This is a genomic window from Microbacterium testaceum (genome assembly GCF_003075375.1).
In the GTDB taxonomy this organism is placed as follows: domain Bacteria; phylum Actinomycetota; class Actinomycetes; order Actinomycetales; family Microbacteriaceae; genus Microbacterium; species Microbacterium testaceum_E.
In genome coordinates, this window is sequence record NZ_QDFT01000007.1 from 21,124 (window position 1) to 43,795 (window position 22,672).

The 22,672-nt window shown below is 71.7% G+C and carries 21 protein-coding genes and 2 tRNA genes; 7 read left to right on the top strand and 16 right to left on the bottom strand.

The annotated features are described in order from the left end of the window. Positions 1–3 precede the first annotated feature (3 nt). Positions 4–1,065 carry a TerC family protein gene (locus DC432_RS04275; protein WP_116536829.1) on the bottom strand — a complete coding sequence of 354 codons (1,062 nt, stop codon included), beginning with the start codon at positions 1,063–1,065 and terminating at the stop codon, positions 4–6. A 171-nt stretch (positions 1,066–1,236) separates the two neighbouring features. Between DC432_RS04275 and DC432_RS04280 the strand changes: the two genes are divergently transcribed. Both DC432_RS04280 and DC432_RS04285 read left to right on the top strand, forming a co-directional pair. Beyond that, positions 1,237–1,791, top strand: a complete 555-nt coding sequence (locus tag DC432_RS04280) for an RNA polymerase sigma factor (RefSeq protein WP_116536897.1) — start codon at positions 1,237–1,239, stop codon at positions 1,789–1,791. Next, complete coding sequence (locus DC432_RS04285; RefSeq protein WP_116536830.1) at positions 1,788–2,840, top strand: DUF4349 domain-containing protein; 1,053 nt, start codon at positions 1,788–1,790, stop codon at positions 2,838–2,840. The genes DC432_RS04280 and DC432_RS04285 overlap by 4 nt, the downstream gene beginning before the upstream one ends. Positions 2,841–3,021: 181 nt before the next feature. Here DC432_RS04285 and DC432_RS04290 read toward each other — a convergent pair. Beyond that, positions 3,022–3,097 (bottom strand) — tRNA-Glu (locus DC432_RS04290). A gap of 187 nt (positions 3,098–3,284) precedes the next feature. Here DC432_RS04290 and DC432_RS04295 point away from each other — a divergent pair. Continuing rightward, positions 3,285–3,923 (top strand): MBL fold metallo-hydrolase, encoded by a 639-nt coding sequence (locus DC432_RS04295; RefSeq protein ID WP_108319103.1) that lies wholly within the window; start codon positions 3,285–3,287, stop codon positions 3,921–3,923. Between the two features lie 84 nt (positions 3,924–4,007). Here the strand turns inward: DC432_RS04295 and DC432_RS04300 are convergent, their stop codons facing one another. Genes DC432_RS04300 through DC432_RS04315 form a run of 4 tightly spaced genes read right to left on the bottom strand, consistent with a single transcriptional unit; the run spans position 4,008 to position 8,137 of the window. Further along, positions 4,008–4,277, bottom strand: coding sequence for an HPr family phosphocarrier protein (locus DC432_RS04300; protein WP_108319101.1), 270 nt, complete (start codon positions 4,275–4,277; stop codon positions 4,008–4,010). Between the two features lie 27 nt (positions 4,278–4,304). Then, positions 4,305–6,371, bottom strand: coding sequence for a PTS fructose transporter subunit IIABC (locus tag DC432_RS04305; protein WP_116536831.1), 2,067 nt, complete (start codon positions 6,369–6,371; stop codon positions 4,305–4,307). A gap of 18 nt (positions 6,372–6,389) precedes the next feature. Continuing rightward, positions 6,390–7,355 carry a hexose kinase gene (locus tag DC432_RS04310; RefSeq protein WP_116536832.1) on the bottom strand — a complete coding sequence of 322 codons (966 nt, stop codon included), beginning with the start codon at positions 7,353–7,355 and terminating at the stop codon, positions 6,390–6,392. Continuing rightward, positions 7,352–8,137, bottom strand: a complete 786-nt coding sequence (locus DC432_RS04315; protein WP_207770742.1) for a DeoR/GlpR family DNA-binding transcription regulator — start codon at positions 8,135–8,137, stop codon at positions 7,352–7,354. The genes DC432_RS04310 and DC432_RS04315 overlap by 4 nt, the downstream gene beginning before the upstream one ends. Before the next feature lie 161 nt (positions 8,138–8,298). Here DC432_RS04315 and DC432_RS16720 point away from each other — a divergent pair, with 161 nt between their 5' ends. Together DC432_RS16720 and DC432_RS04325 are read left to right on the top strand one after the other, a co-directional pair. Beyond that, positions 8,299–9,345 (top strand): ABC transporter substrate-binding protein, encoded by a 1,047-nt coding sequence (locus tag DC432_RS16720; RefSeq protein ID WP_116536834.1) that lies wholly within the window; start codon positions 8,299–8,301, stop codon positions 9,343–9,345. Between the two features lie 56 nt (positions 9,346–9,401). Further along, positions 9,402–10,391 carry a FecCD family ABC transporter permease gene (locus DC432_RS04325; protein WP_431739673.1) on the top strand — a complete coding sequence of 330 codons (990 nt, stop codon included), beginning with the start codon at positions 9,402–9,404 and terminating at the stop codon, positions 10,389–10,391. A 65-nt stretch (positions 10,392–10,456) separates the two neighbouring features. On the opposite strand, the gene DC432_RS04330 is transcribed toward DC432_RS04325, so the two are convergent. From DC432_RS04330 to DC432_RS04350, 5 genes are all read right to left on the bottom strand, one after another. Next, positions 10,457–10,885 carry a hypothetical protein gene (locus DC432_RS04330; protein ID WP_116536835.1) on the bottom strand — a complete coding sequence of 143 codons (429 nt, stop codon included), beginning with the start codon at positions 10,883–10,885 and terminating at the stop codon, positions 10,457–10,459. 228 nt (positions 10,886–11,113) lie between these two features. Further along, a complete protein-coding gene (locus DC432_RS04335) occupies positions 11,114–11,323 on the bottom strand; it encodes a hypothetical protein (protein WP_116536836.1) in 210 nt (69 codons plus the stop codon). Between the two features lie 199 nt (positions 11,324–11,522). Continuing rightward, positions 11,523–11,594, bottom strand: a tRNA-Gln gene (locus DC432_RS04340). 533 nt (positions 11,595–12,127) lie between these two features. After that, positions 12,128–13,636: a glutamate--tRNA ligase gene (gltX, locus tag DC432_RS04345; protein ID WP_116536837.1), complete on the bottom strand. Its 1,509-nt coding sequence runs from the start codon at positions 13,634–13,636 to the stop codon at positions 12,128–12,130. 10 nt (positions 13,637–13,646) lie between these two features. Beyond that, positions 13,647–14,597 carry a LysR family transcriptional regulator gene (locus DC432_RS04350; RefSeq protein WP_243393024.1) on the bottom strand — a complete coding sequence of 317 codons (951 nt, stop codon included), beginning with the start codon at positions 14,595–14,597 and terminating at the stop codon, positions 13,647–13,649. Positions 14,598–14,678: 81 nt separating this feature from the next. Between DC432_RS04350 and DC432_RS04355 the strand changes: the two genes are divergently transcribed. Continuing rightward, positions 14,679–15,767, top strand: coding sequence for an aminotransferase class V-fold PLP-dependent enzyme (locus tag DC432_RS04355; RefSeq protein ID WP_116536839.1), 1,089 nt, complete (start codon positions 14,679–14,681; stop codon positions 15,765–15,767). 366 nt (positions 15,768–16,133) lie between these two features. On the opposite strand, the gene DC432_RS04360 is transcribed toward DC432_RS04355, so the two are convergent. From DC432_RS04360 to DC432_RS04380, 5 genes are all read right to left on the bottom strand, one after another. Beyond that, the gene (locus tag DC432_RS04360) at positions 16,134–17,390 is read right to left on the bottom strand and encodes an MFS transporter (RefSeq protein ID WP_116536840.1); all 1,257 of its coding nucleotides are present in this window, start codon (positions 17,388–17,390) and stop codon (positions 16,134–16,136) included. Then, a complete protein-coding gene (locus DC432_RS04365; protein ID WP_116536841.1) occupies positions 17,383–18,150 on the bottom strand; it encodes a fumarylacetoacetate hydrolase family protein in 768 nt (255 codons plus the stop codon). Before DC432_RS04365 ends, DC432_RS04360 begins: the two co-directional genes overlap by 8 nt. A 120-nt stretch (positions 18,151–18,270) precedes the next feature. Next, positions 18,271–19,377, bottom strand: coding sequence for a branched-chain amino acid aminotransferase (locus DC432_RS04370; RefSeq protein ID WP_116536842.1), 1,107 nt, complete (start codon positions 19,375–19,377; stop codon positions 18,271–18,273). A gap of 54 nt (positions 19,378–19,431) precedes the next feature. Further along, the gene (locus DC432_RS04375; protein ID WP_116536843.1) at positions 19,432–20,481 is read right to left on the bottom strand and encodes a 3-isopropylmalate dehydrogenase; all 1,050 of its coding nucleotides are present in this window, start codon (positions 20,479–20,481) and stop codon (positions 19,432–19,434) included. Positions 20,482–20,506: 25 nt separating this feature from the next. Further along, positions 20,507–22,045: an MFS transporter gene (locus tag DC432_RS04380; RefSeq protein ID WP_116536844.1), complete on the bottom strand. Its 1,539-nt coding sequence runs from the start codon at positions 22,043–22,045 to the stop codon at positions 20,507–20,509. Between the two features lie 79 nt (positions 22,046–22,124). Between DC432_RS04380 and DC432_RS04385 the strand changes: the two genes are divergently transcribed. Beyond that, the gene (locus DC432_RS04385) at positions 22,125–22,667 is read left to right on the top strand and encodes a TetR/AcrR family transcriptional regulator (RefSeq protein ID WP_116536845.1); all 543 of its coding nucleotides are present in this window, start codon (positions 22,125–22,127) and stop codon (positions 22,665–22,667) included. Positions 22,668–22,672: the final 5 nt, after the last annotated feature.

A 22,672-nucleotide genomic window follows, 5' to 3' on the forward strand; every position in this document is an offset into this window, starting at 1 on the left:
GCGTCAGTCGCGGTCGGGGGCCTCGACCGTCGAGGGGGTGCCCTTCTCGTCCGCGACCCGGGCCGCGGCATCCTGTCGTCCCTCGGCCGAGGGCTCGCGACGCGCCGCCACGAGGCTCGCGATCGTCGCGACCGCCATCGACACCAGGATCACCGCGAGCGACACCCACGTCGAGATCTCGGGCGCCCACTCGATGGGCTCGCCACCGTTGATGAACGGCAACTCGTTGACGTGCATCGCGTGCAGGATCAGCTTGACGCCGATGAAGGCGAGGATGAACGCGATGCCGAAGTGCAGGTACTTGAGGCGGTCGAGCAGGTCGCCGAGCAGGAAGTACAGCTGACGCAGACCCATCAGCGCGAACAGGTTGGCCGTGAAGACGATGAACGGGCTCTGCGTGATGCCGAAGATCGCGGGGATCGAGTCGATCGCGAACAGCAGGTCGGTCACGCCGATGGCCACGAAGACGATGATCATGGGCGTGAACAGCTTCTTGCCGTTCACGCGCGTGATGACCTTCTTGCCGTCGTAGGAGTCGCTCATCGGCAGCACGCGACGCAGCGTGCGCACGATGAGGTTCTCTTTCTGGGCGTCGTCGTCATCGTCGCCCGGGAACGCCTGGCGGATCGCGGTGTAGATGAGGAACAGACCGAACAGGTAGAAGATCGGGCTGAAGTTCTCGATGATCGTCGCCCCGACCAGGATGAACGCGCCGCGCAGGACGAGCGCGATGATGATGCCCACCATCAGCACCTCCTGCTGGTAGCGGCGCGGTACCGCGAACTGCCCCATGATCAGCACGAAGACGAAAAGGTTGTCGATCGAGAGGCTGTACTCGGTCAGCCAGCCGGCGACGAACTGCCCCGCCACCTCTCCCCCGGCCACGATCCACAGCACCCCCGCGAAGATCAGCGCGAGCGTGACGTAGAACACCACCCACAGCGTCGACTCCTTGGGCGCGGGGATGTGCGGCCGCTTCAGGATGATCAGCAGATCGGCGATCAGGATGACGACGAGCACCACCAGCGTGATGGTCTGGAAGAGCGGGTCGAGCTGCAGCTCCATCGCGGGGCCTTTCGTCGGGGAAACGCTCGAGTTTATCCGCCCGTCCTGGTCGGGCACGGGTTTGTGCGCGTAGTGCTCATTGCGCGGCTTTCGTGAGACGATCCGCCCCCGCCGGACACTTCTCAGTGAGAGAGTGCTCGCAGGGCTTCGCCCTTCACCGAACGGATGCCGATGACCGACGACGTGATCGACGACAGGGCGCTGGTCGCGCGCGCCGCCGGCGGGTCCGAGGCCGCGTTCCGCTCGCTGTACCGCGCCTACGTCCGCCCGGTGTACTGGGTGGCGTTCGGGCTGGTGGGCGACGCGGCCGACGCCGAGGACGTCACGCAGGAGACCTTCGTCGTCGCCTGGCGCAGGATCGCGTCGCTGCGGCTCGAGGGGGAATCGCTGCTGCCGTGGCTCGCCACCGTGTGCCGCTTGCAGGCGCAGAACCGCCTGCGGGCGCGGCGGCGGCACGGCTCGCACGCCGCCCTCGACGACGAGATCCCCGCGATCGTCGACGTCGAGGCGCAGGTCGTGCAGGCGCAGACCGTGGCGGCGATCCTCGCGGCGGTCGAGCGGCTGAGCGACCTGGATCGCGAGATCTTCCGGCTGTGCGCGGCGGAGGGATACGGCTACGAGGCCGCCGCCGCCTCGCTTGGCGTGTCGCACGGCACGGTGCGCAACCGCCTCTCCCGCATCCGGTCCCGGATGCGCGCCGAAGCGATGGAGACGGAGACCCCATGACCACCCCCACCCTTCCCCCGCTCCCCCACGACCGGGTTGATGCCATCGAGACCGCCGTCTTCGGCCGCATCGCCGACGAGCGCGACCGGGCCCGTCGCCGACGCCGCGGCATCTGGGGCGGCGTCGCCGCCGCCGCGGCCGTGGTGCTCGTCGCCGGTGTCGTCGGCCCCTGGCTGACCACGACCACGGGCACGAGTGCGTCGAGCACCTCGACCGAGGCCGGCGGTCTGACCGAGCAGTTCACCGGCGGCTCCGCCGGCGACGCGCCGGTGGTCCCCGTCGTCCCGGACTCGCGCTCCGCCTCCGGGGCGGCATCCGACGCCGCGGGGTCCGCCACGACGGCCGGGCGCGACGTCGTGGCCACCGGGTCGAGCACGGTCGAGGTGGACGACGTCCGCGCGGCGATCGACGAGGTGAGCGCGGCGGCCGCCGCGGCCGGGGGCTACGTCGAGTCCTCGCAGATCGGCGGGGGCCCGGTCGTCATGCCGATCGACGGCGCGTCGACACCCGCGGTCGGGTCGGGATTCGTCACGGTCCGGGTGCCCGCCGAGGCTCTCACGCAGGTCATGGCGGGCCTCCGCGAGATCGGCGACGTCACCGCCACGAGCGTCACCCGCTCCGACGTGACCGAGCAGAGCGTCGACCTGCGGGCGCGCGTGGCGGCCGGTGAGGCCTCGGTCGCCCGGCTGACGCAGTTGCTCGCGCAGGCGGCATCCGTCTCGGATCTGGTGACGGCCGAGTCCGCGCTCGCCGACCGTCAGGCGCAGCTCGACAGCGACCGCCAGGTGCTGCAGAGCATCGAGTCGCAGGTGGCCCTGTCATCGCTGAACGTGCAGCTGACCGAGCGGACGGCATCCGTCACGGCGGACCCCGCGGGCTTCGGCGACGGCCTGTCGGCGGGGTGGAACGGACTCGTGGCGACCCTGAACGGCGTGGTGATCGGCCTGGGGTTCCTGTTGCCGTGGATCGTCGTGGCCGGCGTGGTCGCCGCGGTCGTCTGGGCCGTCCGGCGGTACGTGCGCCGTCGGCGTACCGCGCGCGAGGGCTGAGCGCAGCGGGGGCTGGTGGTGACGCCGGGCGGGCCGCGCGGCCGACTCGCGCGCTCGAGGGCGTCGCTCGGCGGGGCGCACCGACCCCGCCCGGCGCCGCGCGCGTCGCGGCGGCTCGGCCCGGCATCCCGCCGACAACGAGAAAGAGCCCCGACCATTCGGTCGAGGCTCTTTCTCGTGTTGGTGACCCCAGCGGGATTCGAACCCGCGTTACCGCCGTGAGAGGGCGGCGTACTAGGCCGCTATACGATGGGGCCGCGTCGCAACGTGTTCAAGTATGCACCACGAATGACGCGCACGCAAAATCGGGGCCAAGCCACCGATATCCCGGGCGTGTCCGGCCACGGTACCGCGAACCCGCGCCCATCGGAAGACCCGTTAGGCGATGTTCACCCGGGGCGCCAGGACTTGCCGCCCTCCCCCGGCCGGGAGTTGACTCGGTCCATGCGCCTCACGAAGCACGAACACGCGTCCCTCGTCCTCGTCGAGAGCGGGCACTCGCTCGTCATCGACCCGGGCAGCTTCACCTCGCCCCTCGAAGACCTCGTCGGGCTGGTGGGCGTCGTCATCACGCACGAGCACGCCGACCACTGGACCCCCGAACACCTCACCCGCCTGCAGAAGGCGCACCCCGACGTGCCCGTGTACGGCCCCGAGGGCGTGCGCAACGCCGCCGCCGGGTTCGACGTCACGGTGGTGCACCCCGGCGACAGCCTGGACCTCGGCCCGTTCCACCTCGAGTTCTTCGGGGGACGCCACGAGGTCATCCACGAGTCGATCCCCGTCGTCGACAACGTCGGCGTCCTCGTCAACGACGCCCTCTACTACCCGGGCGACTCGTACGCGGTGCCCAAGCACAAGAAGGTCGCCCTGCTCGCCGCTCCGGTCGGCGCCCCCTGGCTGAAGATCGGCGACGCCATCGACTACGTGCTCGCAGTCAAGCCCGAGCGCGTGTTCGCCACGCACGACATGACCCTCTCGGTCGCGGGCAAGCAGATGGGCGACGCGCGCCTGACGTGGGCCGTCGAGCAGAACGGCGGCTCGTTCGTCGACCTCACGCCGGGCGACACGGTCGAGGTCTAGGCGCGGCGGGCCCGCCCCGAAATCGAAACACCGGATGCCACGAGCCCTGGGGCCCGTGGCATCCGGTGTTCTGCGGTGCGGGGTTTACTGCGCGTCGAGGTCCGTCTCGAGCAGGGCGACGAGCTCGTCGAGCGCCTGCTCGGCCCCCTCGCCCTCGGCCTTGAGCGTCACGACCGTGCCGTGGCCGGCACCCAGGCCCATCAGCGACAGGATGCTGCCGGCGTTGAGGTCGGGTCCGCCCTGGGCGGCGATGGTGACGGGCACCTTCTTCTCTTGCACGGCCTGCACGAAGAGCTTCGCGGGGCGGGCGTGGAGTCCCGAGCTGCTGGCGATGGTGGCCTGACGTTCTGCCATGGTGATTCCTTTCGAACCGGTGGGGTCTTAGGCGGCGACGGTGGCGGCCGGAGCGGCCTCGGCGACGGCCGCGTCCTTGGTGCTGCGTCCGATGCCCTTCAGAGCCACGATCAGCAGCGCCGTCACGACGGTACCCGCCACGATCGCGAGCGCGAAACCCCAGAAGGGGTTGATCGCGAAGAACACGAACACACCGCCGTGCGGGGCGAAGGACTGCACGCTCAGCAGCATGCTCAATCCACCCGTGATCGCGCCGCCGACCATCGAGGCGGGGATGACGCGCAGCGGGTCGGCCGCGGCGAACGGGATCGCACCCTCGGAGATGAACGAGGCGCCGAGCAGCCAGGCGGCCGCGCCGTTCTCGCGCTCCACCGGCGTGAACTTGCCGCGTGCCAGCACCGTCGAGGCGAGGGCCATCGCGAGCGGGGGCACCATACCGGCGGCCATGACCGCCGCCATGATCAGGTACGGGGCGGTGTTGGTCTGCGACGCGGCGGCGAGGCCCGTGGTGGCGAAGACGTAGGCGACCTTGTTGACGGGTCCACCGAGGTCGAAGCACATCATGAGGCCGAGAATGACGCCCAGCACGATCGCGCCGGCGCTCGAGGCGGCGAGCGAGGTGAGTCCCTCGGTCAGAGCCGCCATGAGGGCGGCAATCGGACGACCGAGGAAGAGGATCATCAGACCCGAGGCGAAGATCGAGCCCAGGAAGGGGACGATCACGACCGGCATGAGGCCGCGGAGCCACCGGGGTGCGTCGAACCGGCCGAGCCACCAGGCGATGAATCCGGCGAGCAGACCGCCGATGATTCCGCCGATGAAGCCGGCGTTCATGAGCACGGCGACGGCACCGGCGACGAAGCCGGGGGCGATGCCGGGGCGGTCGGCGATCGCGTAGGCGATGAAGCCCGCGAGCACGGCGACGATGAAGCCCATCGAGGTCGCGCCGATCATGAAGAAGACCGAGCCGAGGTACTGGCCCACGGGGCCGAGCGGCGAGGTGATGCCGTCGGTGGGCAGGTCCCACAGCGAGTTCTGGATGATGACGTTGGCCGCGTTCTGGGTGACCTGGTAGCCGCCGAGCAGGAAGCCCAGGGCGATGAGCAGACCGCCACCGGCGACGAACGGGATCATGTAGCTGACACCGGTCAGCAGCCAGCGCTGGATGCGGCGACCCACGGACTGCTGGGCGACGGGGGCGTCCGAGGCGGATGCCGCCGCGGCACCGCCCTGCACGCGGGCGGCGTTCGGGTTCTCGCTGGCGGCGAGGGCCTCGGCGATGAGCTGCTTCGGCTGCTCGATGCCGCGCTTGACCCCGGCGCGGACGACCGGCTTGCCCGCGAAACGCTGGGGCTCGCGGACGTCGACGTCGACCGCGAAGATCACGGCGTCGGCGTCGTCGATCACGCTCTGCGGCAGGGCCTTGTATCCGCTCGAGCCCTGCGGCTCGACGATCAGCTCGACGCCGTCGGTCTCGGCGCCCGCCGCGGTCAGGGCGTCGGCCGCCATGAAGGTGTGGGCGATACCGGTGGCGCACGCGGTGACGGCGACGATCTTCTTCGTCTTGGTGGCCGTGGTCGAGCGGGCCTCGGCGCGGGTGGCGGCGGCCGGAGCCGCGGCCTCGGCGACCGTGGGCTCGGCGGCCGGGGCGATGGCATCCGTGATGATGCGAACCGCGTCGGCGTTGGACGAGGCGCGACGCAGCCCCCCGGTGAAGTCGTCCTTCATGAGGCTGCGGGCCAGCTGCGACAGCACCGACAGGTGGGCCTCGTCGGCACCTTCGGGCGCGGCGATGAGGAACACGATGTCGGCGGGGCCGTCGGGGGCGCCGAAGTCGACGCCCGGGGTCAGGCGGGCGAAGGCGAGGGTGGGCTCGGTGACCGAGGCGCTGCGCGCGTGCGGGATGCCGATCCCGCCGGGCAGGCCGGTCTCGTCCTTCTGCTCGCGGGCCCACGCGTCGTCGAAGAGCTCCTGTGCGCTTCGGGCGCGGCCTTGCGCGACGACGCGCTCGGCGAGGGCGCGGATCACCGACTGCTTGTCGGTGCCCAGGGGCACGTCGAGGGTGACGAGCTCCGGAGTGATGATGTCGGACATTGTCGGTGACCTCCGTGGTCAGGGTGTGGCGATAGGGGTGGCGAAGGCGGAGACGGCGATCGGGCCCGCGGGCAGATCGGCCGGTGTCGGGGCCTGGGTCCCCGGCAGGGTCGCGGCGGCGGCGCCGTAGGCGATGCTGCGCGCGAGGCGTTCGGGGGCCGCAGCCCCCTCGACGGCGGCCAGCAGGTAGCCGGCGAGCGAGCTGTCGCCCGCGCCGACCGTGCTGGCGACCTGGATCTTCGGGGCGCGTCCGCGCCAGGCCCCCTCGGCGGTGAACAGCAGCGCGCCGTCGGCGCCGAGGGTCACGAGAGCGGATGCCACGCGATCGGGCACGAGGGCGGTCGCTCGCCGTGCGGCGTCGGCGAGTAGATCGGCGTCGGTCGCGTGGTCCTCGCCGACGAGCTCGGCGAGCTCTTCGTGGTTGGGCTTGATGAGGTCGGGCCGGGCCGTGGCCACGACGGCGGCGAGGGCCTCGCCGGACGCGTCGACCGCGATGAACGGGGCGTCCTGGCCCCAGCGCTCGCGCACGGCGACGATGAGGTCGGCGTAGAACGTCGGGGGAACTCCCGGGGGCAGGGAGCCGGCCAGGACGAGCCAGGTGGCGCCCTCGGCCGCGGCGACGACGCCGGCCGTCAGGGCCTCGGCCTCGGCGGCCGACAGTTCGGCACCCGGCAGGTTCAGCTTGGTCGTCTCGCCCGCGGGGTCGGTGATGGTGAGGTTCGCCCGGGCGCGACCCGCGACCTCGACCAGATCGAGGTCGATGCCGGTGTCCTCGAGCAGCATCCGGTACGGGTCGTGGGCGTTCACGGGGACGACGGCGCGAGCCGCGGCCCCGGCGGCGGCTACGACGCGGGCGACGTTGACGCCCTTGCCCCCGGCGTCCTCGCGCGAGGACACCGCGCGCTGCACCTCGCCGACGACGAGCTCGTCGGGCAGGACCACGGCGCGGTCGGCCGAGGGGTTGGCGGTCAGGGTGACGATCATGCGACGCGCACCTCGATGTCGGCGTCGGCGAGAGCCTCGGCCAGGTCGGCGGGCGGGGCCGCGTCGGTCACGAGAACGTCGATCTCGTCGAGCTGGGCGAAGCGCACGAGCAGTTCCTCTCCGAACTTGGCGGCGTCGGCGACGAGGACGACGCGACGGGCCGACTGGATGATCGCGGCCTTGACGGCGGCCTCGTCGGGGTCGGGGGTGCTGAGGCCAAATCCGGCGCTCACGCCGTTGGTGCCGACGAACGCGATGTCGGGGCGCAGCTGCGCGATGGTGCGCACGGTGTGGGCACCGACGGCGGCGGCGGTGACGCCGCGGACGCGGCCCCCGATGGTGGTGAGCGAGAGACGCTCCTCGCTCGAGAGCACGTGGGCGGCCTCGAGCGAGTGGGTGACGACCTCGACCCCGCCGATACCCGCACCGAGGGCGTCCGGAAGCAGAGCGGCGACGGCGGCCGAGGTGGTGCCCGCGTCGACGAAGATCGAGCCGCGGAAGTCGTGGCCGAGCAGCGCGACGGCGGCCGAGGCGATCGCGCGCTTGGCGTCGCCGTGGCGCTCGCGACGCTCGGTGAGCGGGGACTCGGCGGTGCTGGCGCGACCGATGTCGACGGCGCCGCCGTGCACGCGGCGGAGGGATCCCAGGCTCTCGAGCCGGTCCAGATCGCGGCGCACCGTCTCGGTCGTCACGTCGAAGCGACGGGCGAGGTCGACGACGCTGACGCGTCCGACATCGCGCAGTTCGCGCTCGATGAGCTGCTGGCGCTCCATTGCGTACACGGGATCTCCTTTGAAGATTCCCACACAGTACAACACGAAACCACAGAGGGCAACACGTTCCTGGTCGCGTCAGCGGCCATTCCGACACTCCCCGGCGACAGCGAAAGTGAGGTTACCCTTACCTAAGCAAGTCCCCCGCCCGCCCCGAAAGAAGATCCCGGATGCCACGCGCCCGCGCCCTCGCCCTGCCCCTCGTCCTCGCCACCGTCGGAGCCCTGCTCGCCGGCTGCGGCGCCTCCGAAGCCGTCCCCGTCGCGACGACCTCGACCGTGGGCGAGGGGAGCACCGTCTACCCGCTCACGGTGACCGACTGCGGACGCGAGGTCACCATCGACGCTCCCCCGGCTCGGGTCGTCTCGCTCGACCAGGACTCGACCGAGATCCTCCTCTCGCTCGGCCTGCAGGATCGCCTCGTCGGCACGGCATCGTGGACCGACCCCGTCCTCGACTCCCTCGCCGACGCGAACGCCGCGGTCCCCCGCCTCGCCGACAACGCGCCCACCTACGAGGTCGTCCTGGGCACCGACCCCGACTTCGTCACCGCCTCGTTCGGCCGCCACTTCGCCCAGGGTGGTGTCGCCACGCGCGACCGCTTCGCCGAGACCGGCATCCCCACCTACCTCTCGCCCACGGACTGCGACGGCGACGTCAGCGTCAACGCCGGGGGCACCCGCACGACCCCGCTCACCGTCGACGTGCTCTACGGCGAGATCCGCGACCTCGCCCACATTTTCGACGTCGCCGACCGCGGCGAGGCCCTCGTCGCCTCTCTGCAGCAGCGGGCGGCCGCCGCGACCGAGGGAGTCGACTTCGGCGGACGCACCGTGGCGTTCTGGTTCGCCGACACCAAGACCCCCTACGTCGCCGGCGGGTACTCGAACGCCGGGCTGTTGGCAGCCCTCACCGGAATGCGCAACGTCTTCGGCGAACAGACGGACGACTGGCCCGCGACGGGATGGGAGAGCGTCGTCGCGGCCGACCCCGACGTGCTCGTGCTGGGCGACCTGCAGCGCGACCGCTTCCCCGGCGACCGCCTGGACGACAAGATCGCCTTCCTCGAGAGCGACCCGCTCACCCGGACGATGTCGGCGGTGCGGAACGGGCGCTGGATCGCCCTGCACGGCGCCGAGCTGAATCCGTCGATCCGCTTCGTCGACGCGCTCGAGAAGATCCGCGCGTGGTGGGACGAGAACGGGAGCGCGCTCTGAGCGCCGCGATCGTCGCGCGGGTCCGCACCCGCGGGCGCGCCGCGGGCGCGGGGGCGGTGACCGCGGCGATCGTGCTGCTGGTCGTCTCGGTCGCCGTCGCGGTGACGCTCGGCCCCGCCGACGTGTCCCTGGTCAACGTGCGCGACATCCTGGCCAACCACCTGGGGCTCGCCGACATCCCCGTGAAGGCCGCGAAGGACGCGATCGTGTGGGAGGAACGTCTTCCCCGCGCCCTCGTCGCGGCCTGCGCCGGGGCGGGTCTGGCCCTCTGCGGCGTGGTGATGCAGTCCCTGCTGCGCAACCCGCTGGCCGAGCCGTTCGTGCTGGGCGTGTCGTCGGGGGCCTCGACGGGCGCGGTCGTCATCGGCGTGCTCGGCCTGGGCGGCGGCGTCCTCGGCCTGTCGGGCGGCGCGTTCGTCGGGGCGGTGGTGGCGTTCGGCCTGGTCCTGCTGCTCTCGCGCTTCACCTCGGCGGGGACGGCGGGCGTGGTGCTCGCCGGGGTCGCCGGGACGCAGTTCTTCTCGGCGATTACCTCGCTCGTGGTCTTCGCCGCGGCCGACAGCGACGAGACGCGCGGGGTGATGTTCTGGCTGCTCGGCTCACTCGAGGGCATGCGGTGGGACAAGGTGGCGCTGTGCGCCGCCGTCGTCGCGGTCGGCGGGGCCGTGTGCCTGCTGTCCGCGCGGGCGCTCGACGCCTTCGCCTTCGGCGATGAGGTCGCCGCGTCGCTCGGCATCCCCGTGGCGCGCCTGCGCGGGGGACTGCTCGTGGTCACCGCTCTCATGACGGCGGCACTCGTCAGCGCGGTGGGTGCGGTCGGGTTCGTGGGGCTCGTCGTGCCGCACGCCGTCCGGCTCGTCGTCGGCCTCCGTCACTCCCGCGTGGTGCCGCTGTCGGCCCTGGTCGGCGCCGTGTTCATGGTGTGGGTGGATGCCGCCACCCGCACCCTCTTCGCGCCCACTCCCCTGCCGGTCGGTGTGGGCACGGCGCTGGTGGGCGTCCCGGTGTTCGTCGCGCTGCTCGTGCGCCGCCGGGCTCGCGGCTGAGGCGCGGACGGGCGAGGGTCAGTACGGGACGACGGGCCCGCGACTGAGGCGCGGACGGGCGAGGGTCAGTACGGGACGACGGTGATGGTGAACGAGATCGTCCGACCGTCGGCACCGGTGAGGGTCGCGGCGGTGGTACCGACCTCGCGGACGAGGAACCCGGGCCGGAAGACCGCCCCTTCGGACGGCCCGCCCGGCGAGAACTCCGCGATCGCCACGTCGGCGGTCGTCCCCGTCCACTCGGCCTCGCTCGCGTCGGGGACGGTCAGCACCAGGGCCGTTCCGAGCAGCACCTTCACATCGGTGCCCTCGAGCTCGTCCGGGGCGACGAAGGTCGGCGGGAGCGCCCCCTCCATCGGCGATTCGGTGGGGCTCGGCGCGACGGCGGCGGTGCCGTCGCCCGACGGCGTGGACGTTGCCTCCGGCGCGCAACCGGCGAGAGCGAGCGTCGCCGTGACGGCCACGACCACGGGGAGGAGGAGAGCGCGTTTCATCGGGACCTTCTCTCGGAACGCGGGCGGATGCCGTTCGGACTCGGAGCGTATCGCGGTCCCTCGCCCGCACCTCGACGCACCGCCGTCACGGCTCCACACCGATCGGCGATCCGACGACGCGCACCCCCGCCTCGGCGCCCGGGTGGATGCCCGACGCGGAGGGCGACACTGCGACGGTCGCCGCGCCGTCGTGGGGCAGGGCGAGGTCCCGTGGTCGACCCCCGGCGGTCAGTCCGCTGTCGCGGGCGGCTCGGCCGTCTGGACGGGGATCTGCACCGAAGTGACCGGGGCGTCCATGAGACCGAGCAGGCTCACGGGTGAGGCCTCGGGGGCCGCGTCGTCCAGAAGCTCCTCTGCGCGCGAGCGCGGCCGCACCGGCTCGCCCGGCAGTCCCGCCCACTCGCTCGGTTCCTCGGGTCGCTGCACGAAAAGTCCCATGCAGGCATTCTGCGCTCGTTTCGATCGCCGCGGCTCCCCCGCGACGATTCGTCGCCTCCCGTCGCTCTCGCGACGAATCCGCACGGCGAAACGGCGACCGTACTCACCCCGTCAGACCGATCGGCGTCGACGCCGGCTCGTGCGCGCGGGCAACGCGAAAGCCCCGGTGATCTGGACGATCACCGGGGCTTTTCACGAGCTGGGGTACCTGGACTCGAACCAAGAACAACGGAACCAGAAACCGCCGTGTTGCCAATTACACCATACCCCAATGGCTCCGAGCCGTAACTCGTGCCGAGGATCAAGCTTACGCGAGACGGGCCGGAGCGCAAAACCGGCACCTCTGTCCGCGCGTCCCGGGCGCGTCCCGGCCGCGCCCCGCCCCCGTCCCAATAGCGCCCCCGCCGCGCCGCGAGCGCGCCAGGGCGGCCCACGCGCATTTGCGCGCGGTCCTCGCACCGCGCGCGCATCGATCTCGGAGCATCGTCCCTTTCTCGGAGTCTGCCCACCGAATCCTCCGAGCTTCAGCTCCTTCTCCGACTTCCGCATCGCCCGAAACCGCGCCCGCGTATGCCGGCACCCGGGCACCTCGCAGCGCCTTCCGGTCGCCCCCGGGCCCGCCCGTGCTCCGAACTCGGAGTTTCGCCCGATTCTCGGATTCTGCATGCGAAATCCTCCGAGTTCCGGCGCATTCTCCGACTCTCGCGACGCCGCCCGAACCCGCCCGGCCCGCAACAGCCGCGCCCCCGGAGCCACGAAGTCCCCGCCCCTCCACACGGAGAGACGGGGACCACGTCGGAAACGTCAGGCGAGGTGCTGCACCAGCGCGTCGAGGCGACGCAGCGTCTCGGCCTTGCCGAGCAGCTCCATCGACTCGAACAGCGGCGGCGACACGCGGCGCCCGGTCAGCGCGACGCGCGGCGGACCGTAGGCGACGCGAGGCTTGAGGCCGAGCTCGTCCACCAGCGCGGTCGACAGCGCGGTCTGCACGCCCTCGGCGTTGAAGTCGTCGACGCCCTCGAGAGCGCGGAGGGATGCCGTGAGCACCTCGGCGGCGTTCGCGGGCAGACCCTTCAGCGCGTCTTCGGCGTACGTCACGTCCGAGACGAACAAGAAGCCGAGCATCCCCGGCACCTCGCCGAGCAGTTGCACGCGCTCCTGCACGAGGGGCGCGGCCTGAGCGATGATCGCGCGGTGCTCGTCCGAGGGCTGCTCGGCGATCAGACCGGCGCCCGCGAGGTAGGGGACGATCCGGGCCGCGAAGTCGTCGGCATCCAGCATGCGGATGTGGTCGCCGTTGATCGCTTCGGCCTTCTTCTGGTCGAAGCGCGCGGGGTTGGGGTTGACGTCGGCGATGTCGAAGGCGGCGATCATCTCGTCGAGCGAGAAGACGTCGCGATCGCTCGTGAGCGACCAGCCCAGCAGCGAGAGGTAGTTGAGCAGTCCCTCGTGGATGAAGCCCTTCTCGCGCTGCAGGAACAGGTCGGCCTGCGGGTCGCGCTTGGACAGCTTCTTGTTGCCCGTCTCGCCCAGCACCAGCGGCATGTGACCGAAGCGCGGGATGAACGTGGTGATGCCGGCATCCACCAGGGCCGAGTACAGCGCGAGCTGGCGGGCGGTGGAGGGCATGAGGTCTTCACCGCGGATGACGTGGGTGATGCCCATGAGGGCGTCGTCGACCGGGTTCACGAACGGGTAGAGCGGCACTCCCCCGGCGCGCACGAGCACGAAGTCGGGGAACGATCCGGCCGGGAAGGTCACCTCGCCGCGGATGAGGTCGACGTAGGTCAGGTCGTGGTCGGGGACGCGCAGGCGCCAGGCGGGCTGGCGTCCCTCGGCGCGGAACGCGGCCTTCTGCTCGTCGGTCAGGTCGCGGTCGAAGTTGTCGTAGCCGAGCTGCTTGGCGCGACCGTTGGCCTCGTTGCGGGCGTCGATCTCTTCGGCGGTCGAGTAGCTCTCGTACACCGCACCGGCGGCGACGAGCTTGTCGAGCACCTCGCGGTAGATCTCGTGCCGCTGCGACTGGCGGTAGGGCGCGTGGGGCCCTCCGACCTCGACGCCCTCGTCCCAGTCGATGTTCATCCACCGCAGGGCGTCGAGCAGCTGCTGGTAGCTCTCTTCGCTGTCACGGGCGGCGTCGGTGTCTTCGATGCGGAAGACGAGCTTTCCGCCGTTGTGCCGGGCGTAGGCCCAGTTGAACAGGACGGTGCGGATCAGGCCGACGTGCGGCAGGCCCGTCGGTGACGGGCAGAACCGGACGCGAACGTCGGCGCCGGAGGCGGTCGTGGTGCGGGGATCGGGCGTGGCAGACATCCCCTCGATCCTACCGGCGGGCGCCGACACGCCCGTGGTCGGCCAGCACGTCGCTCACCACGTCGAGGGCGGCGCCGACGGCGGGGACGTGCTCGGCTCCGCGCGCGGTGACCACGTGCAGCGTGCGCGCTTCGGCGGCGGGCAGGCGCGGCGTCGCGATCCCCGCCGGAAGGGGAAGGGATGCCACCGCCATCCGCGGCAGGATCGCCATCCCGACGCCGAGGGCGACGAGGTTCTCGACGGCGATGTAGTTGTCGGTCTCGAACGCGATGTCGGGTGTGAATCCGGCGCGTCCGCACGCCTCGAGCAGGTGTCCGCGGCATTGCGGGCACCCGGCGATCCACCGCTCCCCCGCCAGCTGCGACAGGTCGATCGGATCGTGGGATGCCGCGGGGTGCTCCGCCGGGACCACGACGACCGTGTCGTCGTCGGCGAGGTGGCGCACCGACAGCCCCGCGGCCGCCTGCGTCAGCTGTTCGCGCCGATCGCCGGGGTAGCTGTAGATGAGGGCGATGTCGGCGCGGTCCTCGCGCACGGCGGCGATCGCCTCGGGGGGCTCGGCCTCGACGAAGCTGATCGAGACGCCGGGCCGACGAGCGGTGACGGCGGCGATCACCCGGGGCACGACGGTCGACGAGGCCGAGGGGAAGGCCGCGATGCGCACCCGACCGGCGCGCAGGCCGCGCAGTTCGGCGAGGTCGCCGGCGGCGGCATCCAGCGCCGTGGTGACCGTGGCGGCGTGACGCGCGAGGACGCGGCCGGCCTCGGTCAGTCGCACGCCGCGACCGATGCGCTCGACGACGGGCAGACCGACGCGCTGTTCGAGGCGGCGCAATTGCTGACTGACCGCGGGTTGGCTGTAGCCCAGGGCGCGAGCGGCGGCCGTGATCGAACCGGTGTCGGCGATCGCCTTCACGACCCTCAGACCGTGGGCATCGAGCCCGTCTTCTGTTTCGCTCACGCCCACACATAAGCAGATCGAATGCATCTCATGCAACACCTGCTCTAGTGCAATAGGCGCGATCGGGAGAGCCTTGGTCCCATGAGCAGCCTCGCCTCGCATTTCGCCGGCGGCCGCGACTACCTCGCCGCCTGCACCCTCGGCCTTCCGTCACGTGCCACGGTCCGCGCCGTCCGCGCCGACCTCGAGGCTGCGGCATCCGGTCGACCCGACGTCGTGGCTGCCTCTCAGGCCGTCGAGCAGGCGCGCGCCTCGTACGCCCGCCTCGTCAGCGCGCCGGTCGGTGACGTCGCGATCGGCTCGCAGACGTCCGTGCAGGTCGCGCTCATCGCCGCCTCGGTTCCCGACGGCGCCGAGGTGCTGTGCGCCGAGGGCGACTTCTCGTCCCTCGTGGCGCCGTTCGCGCACGCCGGGCGCGGCATCCGTCTGCGCACCGCTCCCCTGCCCGAGCTCGCCGACGCGGTGTCGCCCGACACGTGGCTCGTCGCGTTCTCGCTCGTGCAGTCGGCGACCGGTGAGGTGGCCGACGCGATGCGCATCGCCGCCGCCGCCGCCCGCGCCGGTGCCCGCACCCTGGTCGATCTGACGCAGGCCGCCGGCTGGCTGCCCGTGGACGCGACGATGTTCGACGCGACCGTGTGCCACGCCTACAAGTGGCTGTGCTGCCCGCGCGGCGTGTCGTTCCTGACCGTCTCCCCCGCGTTCGCGCGCGAGATCCGCCCCGTGCAGGCCGGTTGGTACAGCGGCGACGACCCCTGGTCGTCCTGCTACGGCATGGGCGGCGTCCTCGCCTCCGACGCCCGCCGTTTCGACGTGTCGCCCGCCTGGCAGGCGTTCGTCGGAGCGGCCCCCGCACTGGCCCTGTTCGCCGACGCCGACATCACCGCCTCGTACGCGCACACCACGGCCCTGGCCGCGCGCTTCCGTGACGGTCTCGGCCTGGCTCACCCCGAACGCCCCTCGGCCATCGTCACCTGGCCGGATGCCACGGGCGAAGCCCTCGCCCAGCTCACCGCCCACGGGATCACGGCGTCCGGTCGCGCCGGCCGGGCTCGCGTCGCTTTCCACGTCTTCAACGACGAGCTGGACGTGGACCGGGCGCTGCACGCGCTCGGCGTGCGCGGCGGTGACGATCTGTCGGCGTTCGACGGCCTGGTCTACGCGATCTGACCCGACTCCCGGCCCCTCGGGCTTCGCGACGGACCGTGCACAACCGCAGACCACCCCGCCGAGGCTCCGCCCACCGGACCCTCAGACGGCCGTGCACAACCGCGGGCCGTTCCGGCGACACGCCGCCCACCGGACCCCCGAACGGCCCTGCACAACCGCCGACCGTCCCGCCGAGGCTCCGCCCACCTGACCCGTAGACGGCCGTGCACAACGGCGGGCCGTTCCGGCGACACGCCGCCTCAACGGGCCTCGGCACGGCGTGTCGCGACGTCGCCCCGCCGTTATGCCCGCTCACGCCCCACGTCGCCGGCGCGCGGCCGGTGAGTAGGACACGAGACGTGGGCGGGACCGGCCCGACCCCGCCCCTCAGACGCGGGCGAGCGGCACGGACGAACGGGCGACCACCGCCGCGCCGAGACAGACCACCGCGACCGGGACGAGCGCCCAGAGCGCGAGGCCCGCGTACCCCGAGAGCCCGAGGATGATCCCGGCGAGCACCGAGCCGGCTGCGGCGCACGCGGTCATCAGCGTGTCGCTGCGTCCCTGACGGCGCGGACGCGCGGCGAGAGGTGTCGCCTCGGTCAGCAGCGCCGATCCGGCGACCGTCGCCGCGCTCCACCCGAGGCCCAGCAGCACCAGCGCCACGAGCACGCCGGCCTGCGCGTCCGCGAATGCCGCAGCGACGGCCAACGACGCCGCGAGAAGCACCTGTCCGAGCACGATGACGGGGATACGCCCCCATCGATCCGCGAGCAGCCCGAAGACGGGCGACAGACCGTACATGCCGAAGACGTGCAGCGCGATCGTGACGCCGACGGCGAGGGTGACGGCATCCGGGGCCACGATGTGCGAGAGGTGCACGGGCGTCATCGCCATCACCGAGGCCATGGTCACGTGCGACGCGGCCACGGCGAGCATGGCGAAGCGCGCGAGCGCGGGGCGATCCGCCGAGGGCGAGACCGGAGTGGATGCCGCGTGCTCGCGGTCGAGGCGCTGGGCGAGCAGCAGGGGGTCGGGGCGCAGCACGAGGACGTACAGGGCGAAGGCGCACGCCTGCGCGGCGAACGAGAACAGGTACGCGCCCGTCAGACGCGGCATGCCGATCGCGGCGCCCAGGAGTTCGCCCGGGGCCAGCAGCAGAGGCCCGATCACTCCCCCGACAGTGGTGGCCCAGACGACCGTCGCCAGATCGCGGCCGCGTCGCGCGGCGGGTGCCAGGTCGGTCGCGGCGAACCGCGACTGCAGGGTGCCGGCGTTGCCGGCGCCGATCAGGGCAATGCCCACGAGCAGCATCGGGAACGCGCGGGTCGCCGCGGCCGCGATGACGATGACGATGCCGGCGAGGGCGGCGAGATTCCCCGTCGTGAGTGCGAAGCGTCGACCGCGTCGACCGGCCACGCGTGCCAGCGGGATCGCGGTGAGGGCCGCGCCCAGCGTGACGGAGGCGGTGGCGAAGCCGGAGAGCGCCTCGTGCCCGGAGAGATCTGCGGCGAGCAGGGCGCCCAGCGACAGCGTCGCGCCGAACGCGACGCCGGTGAGCACCTGACCGGCCGCCAGCACGCGCACGGTGCGGCGCTGGGTGGCGACGAGGTCGACGGCCGTCGGCGCGGCGGCGTCAGGCATCGCGCGCGGTGTTGCGCAGCACCCCGATACCGTCGATCTCGACCTCGACGACGTCGCCGGCGCCGAAGGAGCCGATGCCGGCGGGCGTGCCGGTGAGGATGAGGTCGCCCGGCAGCAGGGTGAACACGGCGCTGGCGTACGCGATGAGGGCCGGGATGCCGTGGACCATGTCGGAGACGGGCCCGTCCTGGCGCACTTCTCCGTTCACCCGCGTGACGATGCGGGCGGAACCGAGGTCGAGGTCGGTCTCGATGACGGGCCCGACCGGGCAGAACGTGTCGAAGCCCTTCGCACGCGACCACTGGCCGTCGCTGCGCTGCAGATCGCGCGCGGTGACGTCGTTGGCGACGGTGTAGCCGAAGATGTACTCGCCCGCGCGCTCGGCCGGGACGTTCTTGGCGATGCGCCCGATGACGACGGCCAGCTCGCCCTCGTAGTCGGTCTGCTCGCTGAGCCGCGTGGGGCGCACGATCGCATCGTTCGGGCCGATCACCGAGGTGTTGGGCTTGAGGAACATCAGCGGCTCGGCGGGCGCCTCGCCGCCCATCTCGGCGGCGTGGTCGCGGTAGTTCTTGCCGATGCAGACGACCTTGGAGCGCGGGATGACGGGAGCCAGCAACGCGACCTCGGCGAGCGGGATGCGCTCGCCCGTGGTGCCGAACCCGGCGAACATGGGGTCGCCTTCGAGCACGACGAGGTGGTCGTCGTCGACGATGCCGTAGCGGAGGGCGTCCTGATGGCTGAACCGAGCGATCTTCACCCGGCCAGCCTAGCCGCGGGGTCGGACATCGCGCGGGCCCGACCCCTCGACGCCGGCGCGGACCGCGGACGACGAAGGGGCCCCCGGCATCCGGGAGCCCCTGTCGTGAACCGCCTCGGGTCAGGCGTCGAGGCGGTACAGCCAGCCGTGCTTGTCCTCGGCGCGGCCGTACTGGATGTCGGTGAGCTCCTGGCGCAGCTCGAGCGCGAGGGTGCCGGTGGGCTGCTCGTCGATGAAGTCACGTCCCTTGAGCGTGCCGATCGGGGTGACGACGGCGGCGGTGCCGCACGCGAACACCTCGACGATGTCTCCGGATGCCACGCCCTGGCGCCACTCGTCCAGCGAGACGTTGCGACCCTCGACGTGGTGCCCCCGGTCGCGGGCCAGCTGCAGCAGCGAGTCGCGGGTGATGCCCTCGAGGATCGAGTCGGACTGCGGGGTCACGATCGTGCCGTCCTTGTACACGAAGACGACGTTCATGCCGCCGAGCTCCTCGACGTTGCGGTCCTGGTCGAGGAAGACGACCTGGTCGCACTCGTTCTCGTACGCCTCGGACTGGGGCAGCAGGCTGGCGGCGTAGTTGCCGCCGGTCTTGGCCGCACCCGTGCCGCCCTTGCCTGCGCGCGAGTAGTCCTCGCTGAGCCAGATCGACACCGGCTTCACGCCGCCCTTGAAGTAGGCGCCCGCGGGGCTCGCGATGAGGTAGTACGCCACCTTGTGCGCGGGGCGGACGCCGAGGAACGCCTCTTTCGCGAACATGAAGGGCCGCAGGTACAGGCTCTGGTCGTCGCCCGAGGGAACCCACGCGCCGTCGACGGCGATGAGCTCCCGCAGCGACTGCAGGAAGTACGGAACGGGCAGTTCGGGCAGCGCGAGGCGACGCGCGGAACGCTGCAGGCGACGCCCGTTCTGGTCGGGGCGGAACGTGTGCACCGACCCGTCGGCGTGGCGGTAGGCCTTGATGCCCTCGAAGATCTCCTGCCCGTAGTGCAGCACCGCCGCGGCGGGGTCGAGCGAGATGGGACCGTACGGCGAGACGCGCGGACGGTGCCAGCCGCCGCGGACCGACCAGCAGATGTCGACCATGTGGTCGGTGAAGTTCTGCCCGAAGCCGGGGCTGGCGAGGATGGCGTCGCGCTCGGCCGCGTTCTTGGCGGCGAGGTTGCGGGTGACCGAGAACTCGAGCGGGTCGAGTCCGGTGTCGGGGTCGGTGTCGATCGTGGTCATCTGTGATCCAAAACTGTTCGTGTGCCGGGGGCGATGCGGGCCGATCGGTCCAGGTTACGCCTGGACGCGCGCGGCGATCGCGTCGCCGATCTGCGCGGTGGTGCGCTGGCCGTCGCGGTTCGCGATGTCGTCCTCGACCGCGCGGGTGACGCGGGCGGATTCGTCGGTGAGCCCGAGGTGATCGAGCAGCAGGGCGACGGAGAGGATCGCGGCCGTGGGGTCGGCCTTCTGGCTTCCCGCGATGTCGGGCGCCGATCCGTGCACGGGCTCGAACATCGAGGGGAACGCGCCGTCGGGGTTGATGTTGCCCGAGGCGGCGAGACCGATGCCACCGGTGACGGCGCCGGCCAGGTCGGTCAGGATGTCGCCGAAGAGGTTGTCGGTGACGATCACGTCGAAGCGGCCCGGGTTCGTGACCAGGAAGATGGTTGCCGCGTCGACGTGCAGGTAGTCTACGGCGACCTCGGGGAACTCGGATGCCACGGCATCCACGATCCGCTTGTACATCCCGCCCGCGTGGACGAGCACGTTCGTCTTGTGCACGAGCGTCAGCTTCTGCCTCCGGCGCCCGGCGAGGGCGAAGGCGTAGCGGACGACCCGCTCGACGCCGTAGGCGGTGTTGACCGAGGTCTCGTTGGCGACCTCGTGCGCGGTGCCGCGCCGGATCGAGCCGCCGTTGCCGACGTAGGGTCCCTCGGTGCCCTCGCGGACCACGACGAAGTCGATCTCGCCCGGGTCGGCGAGGGGGCCCGTGGCGCCGGGGTAGAGCTTCGAGGGGCGCAAGTTGACATAGTGGTCGAGCTCGAAGCGCAGCTTGAGCAGCAGGCCGCGCTCGATGTTGGCGTCCTTGAGGCGCGGGTCGCCGGGTACTCCCCCGACCGCACCGAGCAGGATCGCGTCGTGCTCGGCGATCGCGGCGAGGTCGTCGTCGGTGAGGGTGTCGCCGGTCTCGAGGAACCGTCCCGCACCGAGCGAGAAGGGCGTCTTCTCGAACGACACGTCGGAGGAGGCGGTGACGGCGTCGAGCACCTTGACGGCCTCGGCGACGACTTCGGGACCGATGCCGTCACCGGGGATGACGGCCAGCTTCACGACACGCGACATCGCTCTCCTCAGAGCTCGGGGCGCGTCACTTCGTCGACGCGCCGCGGGATGATCCCAGGGTAGTGGCAGCGATCACCCCGGCCACGACGATCAGTCCTGCTCCGATGAGCGCGGTGATCACGACACCCGAGTCGAACGCGTGCGCGGCCGCGAGGCGAAGGGCCTCGGCCAGGGCCGGGTCGTCGAGGGTCTGCGACACCGCGACGGCTCCGGCGAGGGTCTCGCGGGCGGCCTGGGCGGCGGCATCCGGCAGGCCCGCCGGCAGCACCAGCTGCGCGCGATAGAAGGCCGCGAGGATGCCGCCGAGCACGGCCGTGCCCAGGACGGCGCCCAACTCGTACGCCGTCTCGGATACCGCGCTGGCCGCTCCGGCCTTCGCCGACGGGGCACTCGAGAGGATGAGCTCGTTCGACACCGTCTCGGCCGCGCCGATGCCGATGCCGAGCAGGCCGAACGCCACGATCAGCTGCACGAGGTCGGCCGTCGAGAAGGCGACGAGCACGTACGCCACGACCGAGAAGGACAGCGCGCCGGGCACCACGACGCGCGGCGCGAAACGCTTGGCCACGGGGACGACCGCCAGACCCGAGACGATCATCAGCACCAGGCCGGGCAGCAGGGCGAAGCCCGCGACCATCGGCGAGAGGCCGACGACGAGCTGCAGGTGCTGCGCGACGAAGTACAGGAAGCCGACCAGTCCCACGACGCTCAACAGGTTGACCAGGATGGCGCCCGAGAAGGTGCCCCGGCCGAACAGCGTCATGTCGAGCATGGGGGTGGACAGCGCCCGCTGGCGGCGGACGAAGAGCCAGCCGAACACGACACCGACGACGAAGAGGACCGGTGCCAGCGAGAGCGGACCGTCGACGGCGAGCTTCTTGATGCCGTAGACGATCGGCACCATGGTCGCGAGGGACAGCAGCACGCTGACGGGGTCGAATCGGCCCGGGTTGGGGTCGCGGCTCTCGGGCACGAAGAACGGCGCGAGGATCAGCAGCGGCACGAGCACCGGGACGGCCATGAGGAACACCGAGCCCCACGAGAAGTGCTCGAGCAGGAAGCCGCCGACGATCGGGCCGAGGGCGGCGCCCGCTGAGAAGCCCGACGCCCAGATCGCGATCGCGAAACGCCGCTGGTCGCGGTCACGGAAGATGCTGCGCAGCAGCGACAGGGTCGAGGGCATGAGCATGGCGCCGAAGACGCCCATGAGCGCGCGGCCGGTGATCAGCAGGGCCGCGGTGGGTGCGAACGCCGACAGCGCCGACACGGCGGCGAAGCCGGTCGCGCCGATGAGCAGCAGGCGACGGCGACCGAAGCGGTCGCCGAGCGTTCCCATCGTCACGAGCAGACCAGCCAGGACGAGGGGGTACACGTCGATGATCCACAGCTGCTCGATGCTCGTGGGCTGGAGCGACAGGGCGATCTCGGGCAGGGCGAAGCTCAGCACCGTGTTGTCGACCGAGACCAGCAGCACGGGCAGCATGAGCACCGCCAGCGCGAACCAACCGCGCCATCCGGCGCGGGTCACGGCGATATCCGAGGTGGGCAACGACGAGGTGAGCATGTACCGTTTCCGTTTCTAAACCGTCCAGCCGGTATAGTATCAGAGGCGGGCGTCCGGCCGCCAGTACGATCGAGGAGTCATGAGTCGCCCCCCTCTCGCCCGCGAAGCCGTGCTCGACGCGTTCACGCGCATCCTCGTCGACGACGGCGAACGTGCCGCGACGATGGATGCCACCGCCCGCGCGGCCGGGGTGTCCAAGGGCGGGCTGCTCTACCACTTCGGATCCAAGAGCGCCCTCGAAGAGGCTCTCGTGCGCCGACTCGAAGAACTGGCGCGCGAGGACGTCGCCGAGATCGAGAGCGCCGACGAGGGCGTCGTCGCCGCGCACCTGCGGTCCTCGCAGAACACCGGCTCACCCCTGGACGTCACGATCCTCGCGGTGTCGCGCCTCGCGCAGAACGGCAATGACGCGGCATCCAGCTCGCTCCGCCGCGTGCGCGAACTGTGGGAAGAGAGCCTGCGCCCCCACACGCGGGACGAGACGGCGCTGCAGATGGTGCTGCTCGTCAGCGACGGCCTGTACTTCAACGCGGTGCTCGACCTGAACGCGGTCCCCGGCCCCTCGCTCGAGGGCGCGGCGCTCGACCGTCTGATCGACGCCGTCGTCACCGCGACCACCTGACGGCC

Bases quoted from the DNA above. Each gene is read 5' to 3' on its own strand.
- DC432_RS04275 (WP_116536829.1), bottom strand. From the start codon at position 1,065: ATGGAGCTGCAGCTCGACCCGCTCTTCCAGACCATCACGCTGGTGGTG.
- DC432_RS04280 (WP_116536897.1), top strand. From the start codon at position 1,237: ATGACCGACGACGTGATCGACGACAGGGCGCTGGTCGCGCGCGCCGCC.
- DC432_RS04285 (WP_116536830.1), top strand. From the start codon at position 1,788: ATGACCACCCCCACCCTTCCCCCGCTCCCCCACGACCGGGTTGATGCC.
- DC432_RS04295 (WP_108319103.1), top strand. From the start codon at position 3,285: ATGCGCCTCACGAAGCACGAACACGCGTCCCTCGTCCTCGTCGAGAGC.
- DC432_RS04300 (WP_108319101.1), bottom strand. From the start codon at position 4,277: ATGGCAGAACGTCAGGCCACCATCGCCAGCAGCTCGGGACTCCACGCC.
- DC432_RS04305 (WP_116536831.1), bottom strand. From the start codon at position 6,371: ATGTCCGACATCATCACTCCGGAGCTCGTCACCCTCGACGTGCCCCTG.
- DC432_RS04310 (WP_116536832.1), bottom strand. From the start codon at position 7,355: ATGATCGTCACCCTGACCGCCAACCCCTCGGCCGACCGCGCCGTGGTC.
- DC432_RS16720 (WP_116536834.1), top strand. From the start codon at position 8,299: ATGCCACGCGCCCGCGCCCTCGCCCTGCCCCTCGTCCTCGCCACCGTC.
- DC432_RS04330 (WP_116536835.1), bottom strand. From the start codon at position 10,885: ATGAAACGCGCTCTCCTCCTCCCCGTGGTCGTGGCCGTCACGGCGACG.
- DC432_RS04335 (WP_116536836.1), bottom strand. From the start codon at position 11,323: ATGGGACTTTTCGTGCAGCGACCCGAGGAACCGAGCGAGTGGGCGGGA.
- gltX (WP_116536837.1), bottom strand. From the start codon at position 13,636: ATGTCTGCCACGCCCGATCCCCGCACCACGACCGCCTCCGGCGCCGAC.
- DC432_RS04355 (WP_116536839.1), top strand. From the start codon at position 14,679: ATGAGCAGCCTCGCCTCGCATTTCGCCGGCGGCCGCGACTACCTCGCC.
- DC432_RS04360 (WP_116536840.1), bottom strand. From the start codon at position 17,390: ATGCCTGACGCCGCCGCGCCGACGGCCGTCGACCTCGTCGCCACCCAG.
- DC432_RS04370 (WP_116536842.1), bottom strand. From the start codon at position 19,377: ATGACCACGATCGACACCGACCCCGACACCGGACTCGACCCGCTCGAG.
- DC432_RS04375 (WP_116536843.1), bottom strand. From the start codon at position 20,481: ATGTCGCGTGTCGTGAAGCTGGCCGTCATCCCCGGTGACGGCATCGGT.
- DC432_RS04380 (WP_116536844.1), bottom strand. From the start codon at position 22,045: ATGCTCACCTCGTCGTTGCCCACCTCGGATATCGCCGTGACCCGCGCC.
- DC432_RS04385 (WP_116536845.1), top strand. From the start codon at position 22,125: ATGAGTCGCCCCCCTCTCGCCCGCGAAGCCGTGCTCGACGCGTTCACG.